Below are 9700 nucleotides of genomic sequence, written 5' to 3'. Positions count from 1 at the left end.
ACTCGCTGGGCCTGGATCCAGAAAGATTCTAGGTCGTAGTAGTCTCTTTCCTCCTGCATGAGCACATGGACAATGAGATCGGCATAGTCGATCAGTATCCAGGAGCCTGACTCTTGACCTTCGATGCGGCGCGGACTCTGTTGCCACTCCTCCCAAACCTTTTCCTCAATTGCTCGGGCAATGGCCCGTACTTGCGTAAGCGAGTAGCCACTGATCAAAAGGAAGTAATCCGCCAACGTGGAAATTTGGGATACATCCAGCAAGACAATGTCGCCGCCTTTTTTTTCTTCCGCTGCGCGAGCTGCGGTCAACGCCATGCGATAGATGGGATCCCTGGCACGGGCAGGCATGGGCTGTAGCAACTAAAACCCTCCCGAAACGACTGAGTTGCCTTGGAACATAACCTTCTCTAAATCCTTTCTATCTAAAGGATGCAACAGAAAATGGTTCCGAGTCATGAGGGTGCGCGGATGAACCACTTGATTCCGATCTAGCAAAAATTTTAGGCTCAAGTCACAGACTCCCACCACGGTTTTAGACAAATCTACAAAAGCCATCTGCCGCAACCGCTCCAATTCTGGGCTGCTGCCCCGATTCGGCTCCAGAGCATCGGCTACAAAAACCACACAGCTCAATGGATCCATGCCGGGGCGTCCCAGGGTGTGGTTGGCGATGGCCGCCAAGATCTCTGCATCCTGCACCTGAAATCGCTCCCGTGCCAGCAGGGATCCCACCTCGGCGTGGAGAATGTGGGGTTCGGCCCGCTCAATTTCGTCCAGCTCCCGTTCCTGAGCCACCCTTTGCAACAGTTGCTCCGGGGGGAAGGACTTGGCCAAGTCGTGCATCAGCCCTGCCCAAGCAGCTTTTTGCTCATCCAGCCCATAATGGATCGCCAGTTGCCGGGCCATCGCCTCTACCCCCAAAATGTGGCGAAGGCGAGGGGGAGGCACCTGCTCCTGGAGCCAGGCCAACACCTCTTCCCGTCGTAAGACTGGGCTAGTCATTTTGCAACTTCAGCACTGCCATAAACGCCTCTTGGGGCACCTCCACGGTTCCCACCGCCTTCATGCGCTTTTTCCCCTCCTTTTGCTTTTCCAAAAGTTTCCGCTTGCGGGTCACATCCCCCCCGTAGCACTTGGCCAGGACATTTTTGCGCAGGGCAGGAATGGTTTCGCGGGCTATCACCCGAGAGCCAATCGCTGCCTGAATGGGCACCTCAAATTGGTGGCGTGGGATCAGCTCGCGCAGCTTGGCTACTAGAGACCGGCCCACATAAAAAGCTTTGTCCCGATGCACGATTGTGGACAGAGAATCCACCACGTCCCCGTTGATTAGGATGTCCAAACGCACCAGATCGTCGGCGCGGTAACCCACCATTTGGTAATCCATACTGGCGTAGCCGCGGGTGCGAGATTTCAACTGGTCGAAGAAGTCGGTGACCACCTCCGCCAAAGGCAATTCGTACACCAACGTCGTGCGGCCCTGAGCCAGGTACCTCATATCCTTAAAGGTGCCGCGCTTGGTCTCGCACAGCTCCATCACCGTACCAACAAACTCCTCCGGCAGGATTACCTCCACCCGAACAATAGGCTCCTCGATGCTGACGCGCTCGTTAGGAGGAGGCAGCTTGCTGGGGTTATCTACGCGGATGACCGAGCCATCATTGAGGGTAACCTGGTATACCACTGTCGGAGCGGTAATCACCAAATCCAGGTTGTATTCCCGCTCCAGGCGCTCCTGCACCACCTCCATGTGCAACAGGCCCAGGAAACCACAGCGGAAGCCAAAGCCCATGGCAGGGGAAACTTCCGGCTCAAAGTAGAGGGCAGCATCGTTGAGCTTCAGTTTTTCCAGAGCTTCTTTGAGTTCGGCGTATTGATCGGAGTTGCTGGGGAAGAGGCCGCAGAAGACCATCGGCTTGGCTTCTTTGTAGCCCGGCAGAGGTTCAGAGGCCCTGCGATGGACAAGCGTGATAGTATCCCCAACACGGGCGTGCTCGACACTTTTGATGGCGGCGGCAATGTAGCCCACTTCCCCCGCATGGAGAGACTCAACCGGCTCTTGATGGGGGCGCATCACCCCTAGCTCGGTAATTTCGTACTCCCGACCGGAGGCCATGAAGCAGATCTTATCCCCCGTTTTCACCTCCCCATCCATGATGCGCACATAGACAATCACGCCGCGATAGGAGTCGTAGTAGCTATCGAAAATCAAAGCCCGCAAGGGATCCGCCACCGTATCCTGCGGCGGGGGCACCCGCTGCACAATAGCCTCTAGGATCTCTTGGATGCCGATGCCCATTTTGGCAGAAGCCAGGATCGCCCCGCTGCAATCGAGGCCGATCACCTGTTCAATTTCGGCGATGACCCGCTCCGGCTCCGCCCCCGGCAGGTCAATTTTGTTGATGACCGGGATGATTTCCAGGTTGTTCTCCAGGGCCAGATAGACGTTGGCCAGGGTCTGCGCTTCCACACCTTGAGAGGCATCCACCACCAGCAGCGCCCCTTCGCAGGCTGCTAGGGAGCGGGAGACTTCGTAGGTAAAGTCCACGTGCCCCGGCGTATCGATGAGGTTGAGGACATAGTCCTGGCCGTCTTGGGCGCGGTAGTTCATGCGGGCCGCCTGCAGCTTGATGGTGATGCCCCGCTCCCGCTCCAGTTCCATGCTGTCTAGAAGCTGCGGCTTCATCTCGCGGGCTGAAACGGTGCCGGTTTCTTGCAGGAGCCGGTCGGCCAGGGTGGATTTGCCGTGGTCGATGTGGGCGATGATGGAAAAGTTGCGAATGCGGGAGACGGGAACGTCGGTCATAAGAACCTGTCAGGGCAAAGATTTTTTACAATGCTAGCCTCTTTGGCTCTCTGCCCAGGTCAAGGTTGTCCAGAAGTTAACCGGCAAGGAGGAAGATAGAGTCGTTTCAAACCAGATTAAGACACTTTGCCGCCGACCCGCCTTCACCCCCGGCCCCTCTCCCATCCCTCACCCCCGGCCCCTCTCCCAGAGGGAGAGGGGAGTTAGAGCGACAGCATTGCGTAGTAATAACGAGGTGGAGAAGTGTTTCATTGCTATTTGATAATGACTATAACAACCCTTCTGACGGTTGCCAGAGCAACTTAAAGCGGCTGGGACAGCTTTTCCCGGCAACGCCGACTATGGTCGATGTAACGGATGGGGCGCTCGCGTGGCAGCAATCTTACTCAGCAGATTTTCCCTCAAGGCGGAGAAACCAGAAGGAACTCAGATGAGTTGTGGCAACTCCGCCAGGGAGCTGTGGGGCCGGCTCGACAGCAGAGGGATCGGCCCAGAATCTCGGCCTTACTTGTCTAGCTTCTCGATGTAGGGGCGAATGTCGTTGAGGTCGATGTAGCGATCGGTGGCGTTGCGCAGCTCGCGGGCAATCATTCCTTCGGTGGAGACGACGGTAATCAAGGTGTTTTTGGAGCGCAACAGCTCGACGGCCCGCTCAAAATCGCCATCGCCGCTAAACAAGATGATCCTGTCGTATTGCCCAACCGTGTTGAACATATCGATAACGATCTCGATATCCAGGTTGGCCTTCTGGAAGTAGCGGCCGGAGTCTTCGTCTCGATATTCTTTGAGGATCTTGGTGCGCACCGTGAAACCCAAGCTGATCAGAGCATCTCGAAAGGCCCTTTGATCGTTGGGATCCTTGATGCCGGTGTACCAAAATGCGTTGACTAGCTCGACGTTGGGCTGGGATCTAACAAAATAATCCAAGACTCGGCGCGGGTCGAAAAACCAGCCATTTTTTTGTTGGGCATAAAACATATTGTTCCCATCGATAAAGATGGAAACCCGCGTGACGGGATGGCGAAACATAAAGATTTTTCCGGGAATATAAGGTGGACTGGTCAGGAAAAGAGGGTGAAAACGAGAGTGTCGATTATCCTAAGGTAAGGGGTGGCTATGGCAGGCCAGCGCCTGCTGATGCCAATCCCTCATCATAGCGAAAACAGGGATCTTTTTCCCTAGCCATTAGACCGGGCGCCTTTGGAGATCAGAGTGGGTTCCGGCTGCCCTAGGGCATAGCTGGAGCCGGGGCGATCGGCTTGGCTGACGTACAGCTCTGCCAATTGTCGGGCCAGGTTGCGGATGCGCCCAATGTAGAGGGTGCGCTCGGCCACGGCAATGACGCCGCGGGCATCGAGCAGGTTGAAGGTATGGGAGCACTTGAGCACATAGTCGTAGGCGGGCAGGAGTAGCGACACCGCCAGCCGATCGGGAAGCACCTGTTTCTGCAGCTTCTGCTGCGTGGTTTCAATCAAGCGCTTGGCTTCAGCTTCGTAGAGGCGGAACAGCTCCAGCAGCATCTCGGGATCCGAATACTCGAAGTTGTAGTAGGACTGCTCCACCTCATTTTGGAAATAGATTTGCCCATAGGTAATCCGGCCCAGGGAAGGGTGCTCACTCCAGCAGAGATCGAAAACCGAATCCACCCCCTGCAGGTACATGGCCAGGCGCTCCAGTCCATAGGTAATCTCTACAGAAACCGGGTGGCAATCCTGCCCGCCCACCTGTTGAAAGTAGGTGAACTGGGTTACCTCCATGCCGTCCAGCCACACTTCCCAGCCCACCCCCCAGGCACCCAGGGTAGGGGATTCCCAGTCGTCTTCCACAAAGCGAATGTCATGCTCTGCTGGATTGATGCCCAAAGCCCGCAGGCTGTCTAGGTACACCTCTTGGATGTCGTCGGGGGAAGGCTTGATCAGAACCTGGTACTGAAAGTAGTGCTGCAGGCGGTTGGGATTTTGGCCGTAGCGCCCGTCGGTGGGGCGACGACAAGGTTCGACATAGGCCACCCGCCAGGGATCCGGCCCCAGGGCACGCAAAAACGTGTGGGGGCTCATGGTGCCGGCGCCTTTTTCCAGGTCGTAGGGCTGCAGGATGAGGCAGCCTTGTTCCCCCCAAAACTGCTGCAGGCGAAAGATCAAGTCCTGAAAGGTGTGGGCTGACATGACAAGGGCTGGGTAAAGCTACCCTATCCTACCAATCTCCCCCGCTCAGTCGATCAGCTCTTCTTCTCGATCGGCTGAATCTGAGTAGTCCCACTCGATGGGGGGCATTTGGTCGAAGGCCTGTTTGAGGGCGCTCTCCCAGAGCTTGCGCATCTTGGCCAGGTAGGGATCCCCGGTGCGCAGGCGCAGGCGATGGGTAACTTTGAACTGATTGGCCGGCACCATCACCAGGTCGATGGGGGGGCCGACAGAGATGTTGGACTTCATGGTGGAGTCGATGGAGAGGAGGGCACATTTGGCTGCATCCTCCAGGGGGGTTTCGTAGGAGAGGGTGCGATCCAAGATGGGCTTGCCGTATTTGGTTTCCCCCACCTGCAAAAAAGGCGTTTCTGGGGTGGCCTGGATGCAGTTGCCCTGGCTGTAGATCAAGAAGAGGGCCGGCTCCTCACCGCGGATCTGTCCTCCCAACAGGAAGCTGCACTGGGCGTCGATGCCGTCTTTTTCCAGCCAGGGTCGGTCTTGCTCTTGGATGTGGCGGATTTTGGATCCCAGGTAGCGGGCCACGTCGTAGAGATGGGGCAGGGTGTGGAGATTGGGGCTTTCCTGCTGGCGCAGATCCCGCTGCACTTCCGTTAAAACGCTCTGGGTAATGGACAGGTTGCCGGAGGTGCAAATTAAGATTACCCGTTCTTCGGGCAGGGAAAAGTCGAACAGCTTTTGGTAGGTGGAGACGTAATCGACGCCGGCGTTGGTGCGGGAATCTGCCGCCATCACCAAGCCAAAACGGGTGAGGATGCCAAGGCAGTAGGTCATGGGAACGATTGGCTCGGCCTTCTGATTGTAGAGGGTTGTAGAGGGTCAGGAGAGAGCGAATCCAATTTTGTGGCGGATTTCCTCCCGCAGGCGGGCGGTGATCGAGGCTTCGTCCAAATCGGCCAAAATCTGGGCTATGGCGGCTTTGGGCCCCTCCGGCCCCCAACTGGCTCCCTGGGCCAGGTAGCGACGGGCCGCCTCCCCGATGGCGTAGCAGGAAAACCCGGCCAACACCGCCTGGGTCAGGGCCACCGAACCGTAGGCCCCCAGAGAGAGTCCCCCAGCAAAGGGCAGGGATCCCCCCAGCAAGGTTTTCAGGGATCCCAGCCCCAACAGCGCCACCCATTCTCCCGCCCCCAGGCTGAGCATGCTGAGGACGATCTTCTGCAGCAGTTGGGCGGCTCCCGCAGTGCTCATGGGCCAGCCATACAGGCGGGACAAGCGCAGGATGAGAGCAATATCCAGGGCCAGTCCTCCCAAGGTGTCGAGCAGGGTAACGGGGTTGAGGGCAACAGCCAGCGCCTTGGTGCGGGCAGCAGCGGCGATGAGCTCTTGGGCCTGCTGGGCACGGCTTTGCAGCTTGCGCTCAATCACCTGCTGGTTGACGCGATCGGCAAACAGGAGAGCATTGAGGGCCAGCAGGGAACGCCCCTCCCGATGCAAGACTTCCAAGATTTTCAGGCGCAGAGCATCCACTTGGGGGGGGCCGATCTCCATCTCCACGCCAAAGCTGCCATCTGGCCTCTGCACCAGGCGCGGCACCCGCGGCGAGGCCGCCACCATGACAATCTCGTTGGGAGAAAGAAGCTGCCGCACCCGCTCGTTGCGGATCTTGTCGTAGATGGCCTGGCGATCCGCCTCTGGGTACTGGTCGATTTTGTTGAACACCAGCAGCATGGGCTTGCCCGCCTCCCGCAGCGTCGCTAGGGCCTCAAACTCCACCCGCGTCAGATCCCCGCAGACAACAAACAGGATCAGATCCGACCGCTGCGCCACCTCTTGGGCCAGCCGCGCCCGCTCCTCGCCGTCCACCTCATCGAGGCCGGGAGTGTCGATCAGCTCCAGACGGGATCCCTGCCAGTGGCTGACCTGAACCGACTGCACCGAGGCCGGCAGCAGGCGGGATCCCTGCAGGGCTGCTGCAGCCAAGGGGGGTTGGGGACGGGTTTCCCAACTGATGTTCCAAACGGCAGCTCGATGGGTACGGGTGACGCCATGGGTTGGCCCCGTCTCGAACACCGGCTCGCCCAACAGGGCATTGAGCAGGGAGGACTTGCCCCGCCCCACCAGGCCAAAGGCGGCGATGTGGATGACCTCGGTTTCTAGCTTGTCCAAGAGCGCTTGCAAGTTCTCCAGCTCCCTCTCTAGGCCCACGATCTCTTGGGGGCGCAGATCCAGTTGGGCCACCCACTGGCGCAGGCTGCGCTTGGCTTGCTGGTAGTTGAGGTCATCTTCTAAGGTGTTGCGGCGAGCCATGGCCGTAGCGCTCAATAGCAGTGGAGAACAGCCCAGCGGGGGCGGGTGTCAACCCTCAACGACAACGATCGACGACAGGCAGAAAAGCTAATCTCAAAGAAAGGCAGTTGGCCCTGCCGAGATCTGCAACTTCAAAAATAACGTTAAAACTAACGTTGAGAACCGAGAGTTCGCGACAGGAGGTTTTTCATGCCCAGGGCCATCTGGAACGGGGTGGTGGTGGCGGAGACCGACCGCTACGAAACCGTGGAAGGCAACATCTATTTTCCGCCGGAATCTTTGCGGCGGGAATACTTTCAGCCCAGCTCCACCCACACCACCTGCCCCTGGAAAGGACAAGCCAGCTACTACACCCTCGTGGTCAACGGCCAGGAGAACAAAGATGCCGCCTGGTACTACCCGGATCCCAAGCCGGCGGCGGCCAACATCCGCGGCTACGTGGCCTTCTGGAAGGGCGTCAAGGTAGAACCCTAGCCGAGCCGAGTTGCCAACTGAGTATGATGGAGAAAAGTTGGAGGGGCAAGGCGATGCTGACCGATGGCCAGATCCCAGGCAGCCCAACCCGCTGGGCAAGCAGGTTGTGTTGGGCCGGATTGAGCCTCCTGTTGCTAGGTTGTGGCCCAGCAGGATTTCGCACGCCGCGCCCCACGCTCACCGGCAGCGGCCTCAACAGCATTTTCCCTGATGGGGAGCCTGCTTTCAGTGGCGATGGTCGCTACCTGGTGTTTTCCTCTGCCCGCAGCGGCAGCCAGGACATTTTTCTCTACGACACGGTGGAACAGCGGCTGGTGGACTTGCCCGGTCTGAATTCCAGCGATGTGGCCGCCACCTCGCCGGATATCAGCGCCGACGGTCGCTACATCGTCTATGTCTCCAATGCGCTGGGCAAGTCGGAGATTTTTCTCTACGACCGGCAAACCCGCCGCGTTGAGAATATCAGCAGCCGGGTGCCGGGGGATGTGCGCAACCCCACCATCAGTGGCGATGGCCGCTTTATCGCCTTTGAGAGCAACGGTCGTGGCCAGTGGCACATCGAGATTTTCGACCGCGGCCCGGCGGCGGCCACGCAGCCCTCTTTACCCGCCTCTTCCAACGCTGGCGATAACCCCTAGAGGGATCCCCCAGCTAGGATAGACTCCACACCAAGAGCTGTTGCATGGTTCTTTCTCTGGCCCAGCGACTTCACCCTCTCCGCTCCAATGTCTTCGACCAAGTGGATCAGGCGAAGTGGGAGGCCCGCCGCTCCGGCTTGGATGTCATCGACCTGTCTCTGGGATCCTCAGACCTGCCCCCGCCTCCCGAAGCTCTAGCAGCCATTCAATCGGCTTTGTCGGATCCCACCACCTACGGCTACACCCTGTTTCACGACACGGCTGATTTCCGCGCCGCCTGTGCCAAGTGGTACCTGAGGAAGTTCGGCCTGGAGATCGACCCGGAAACGGAGGTGCTGCCGCTGATCGGATCCCAGCAGGGAACGGCCCTTCTACCGCTGGCCCTGCTCAATCCCGGGGATATTGCTTTGGTTACCGACCCCGGCTACCCCTCCCATGTGGGCGGGATCCATCTGGCGGGGGGGATCCCGTACTACCTGCCTCTACGGGTGGAAAACCGCTTCCTGCCCCAGTGGGACGAGATCCCGGCGGAGGTCTGTCGCCAGGCACGCCTCTTGGTGCTGAGCTATCCCCACAACCCCACCACCGCCACCGTCACCCCGGAGTTTTGGCAGGAAGCGCTGCAATTTTGTCGGCAGCACGACATCATCCTGGCCCATGACTTTCCCTATGTGGACTGGCGTTTCGACGGCCAGGTGGCTCCCTCGGCGCTGCAGGCGGATCCGGACAAGACCCGCACCATCGAGTTCTTTTCCCTCTCTAAGTCCTATCACATGGGGGGGTTCCGGGTGGCCTATGCCATCGGCAGCCGCGAGCTGATCCGAGCTTTGCGCCTGGTGAAGTCCACCATTGACTTCCACCCCTACCAGGGCATTCTGCGGGGGGCGGCGGCGGCCTTGGCGGCTCCCGATAGCTTTTTGGATCACTGGCGGCAGGTGTACCGCGAGCGGCGGGATATCGCCGTGGCGGCTCTGCACCGCATCGGCTGGCCCGTGCCCCTGCCGGAGGCCACCATGTACCTGTGGGCGCCTTTGCCGGAGTCCTACCGTGGTTCCTCGGCCCAGTTTTGTCTAGACTTGGTACGGGCCACAGGCGTTGCCCTGTCGCCAGGCTCTGGCTTTGGCCCCAGTGGCGAAGGCTATGTCCGCTTTGCCCTGGTGGCGGAAGGATCCCGGCTGGAGGAGGCGATAGGACGGATTGGGGAGTTTTTGTCCCAGTGCATTGCTTAGCCCTCACCCCCGGCCCCTTTCCCAGAAGGAGGGGGGAGTTAGAGCGGTGTGTTCGCGACAACGTTGCATAGCAACAACAAGGTAACGAACCGTCTCA

General features: G+C 59.0%; 10 protein-coding genes. 3 read left to right on the top strand and 7 right to left on the bottom strand.

The window, feature by feature from the left end; translation table 11 throughout:
• The 7 genes from rsfS to NW852_RS01635 form a co-directional block, all read right to left on the bottom strand.
• On the bottom strand, nucleotides 1–362 hold a 362-nt coding region (gene rsfS, locus NW852_RS01665), incomplete at its 3' end, for a ribosome silencing factor (protein WP_414426416.1).
• Nucleotides 363–1004: a bis(5'-nucleosyl)-tetraphosphatase (symmetrical) YqeK gene (yqeK, locus tag NW852_RS01660; protein WP_414372204.1), complete on the bottom strand. Its 642-nt coding sequence runs from the start codon at nucleotides 1002–1004 to the stop codon at nucleotides 363–365. It lies immediately after the preceding gene.
• Entirely contained in the window at nucleotides 997–2808 is a 1812-nt protein-coding gene (gene lepA / locus NW852_RS01655; protein WP_414365654.1) for a translation elongation factor 4, read from the bottom strand. Before lepA ends, yqeK begins: the two co-directional genes overlap by 8 nt.
• Before the next feature lie 504 nt (nucleotides 2809–3312).
• Nucleotides 3313–3837, bottom strand: coding sequence for an NYN domain-containing protein (locus NW852_RS01650; protein ID WP_414365655.1), 525 nt, complete (start codon nucleotides 3835–3837; stop codon nucleotides 3313–3315).
• Between the two features lie 149 nt (nucleotides 3838–3986).
• Nucleotides 3987–4973 carry a glycine--tRNA ligase subunit alpha gene (glyQ, locus tag NW852_RS01645; RefSeq protein ID WP_414365656.1) on the bottom strand — a complete coding sequence of 329 codons (987 nt, stop codon included), beginning with the start codon at nucleotides 4971–4973 and terminating at the stop codon, nucleotides 3987–3989.
• Nucleotides 4974–5018: 45 nt separating this feature from the next.
• On the bottom strand, nucleotides 5019–5786 hold the full coding sequence (locus tag NW852_RS01640; protein WP_414372200.1) for a peptidase: 768 nt from the start codon (nucleotides 5784–5786) through the stop codon (nucleotides 5019–5021).
• Nucleotides 5787–5831: 45 nt separating this feature from the next.
• Entirely contained in the window at nucleotides 5832–7262 is a 1431-nt protein-coding gene (locus NW852_RS01635; RefSeq protein ID WP_414365658.1) for a DUF697 domain-containing protein, read from the bottom strand.
• 189 nt (nucleotides 7263–7451) lie between these two features.
• Here NW852_RS01635 and NW852_RS01630 point away from each other — a divergent pair, with 189 nt between their 5' ends.
• From NW852_RS01630 to NW852_RS01620, 3 genes are all read left to right on the top strand, one after another.
• Entirely contained in the window at nucleotides 7452–7736 is a 285-nt protein-coding gene (locus tag NW852_RS01630) for a DUF427 domain-containing protein (protein ID WP_414365659.1), read from the top strand.
• 119 nt (nucleotides 7737–7855) lie between these two features.
• Nucleotides 7856–8374: a TolB family protein gene (locus NW852_RS01625; RefSeq protein ID WP_414365660.1), complete on the top strand. Its 519-nt coding sequence runs from the start codon at nucleotides 7856–7858 to the stop codon at nucleotides 8372–8374.
• A gap of 44 nt (nucleotides 8375–8418) precedes the next feature.
• The gene (locus tag NW852_RS01620) at nucleotides 8419–9603 is read left to right on the top strand and encodes an LL-diaminopimelate aminotransferase (RefSeq protein ID WP_414385797.1); all 1185 of its coding nucleotides are present in this window, start codon (nucleotides 8419–8421) and stop codon (nucleotides 9601–9603) included.
• The last annotated feature ends 97 nt before the right edge of the window (nucleotides 9604–9700 follow it).

It is taken from the genome of Synechococcus sp. H60.1, from assembly GCF_047462335.1.
Lineage (GTDB): Bacteria > Cyanobacteriota > Cyanobacteriia > Thermostichales > Thermostichaceae > Thermostichus.
This window is presented reverse-complemented; position numbering and strand designations above follow the sequence as displayed.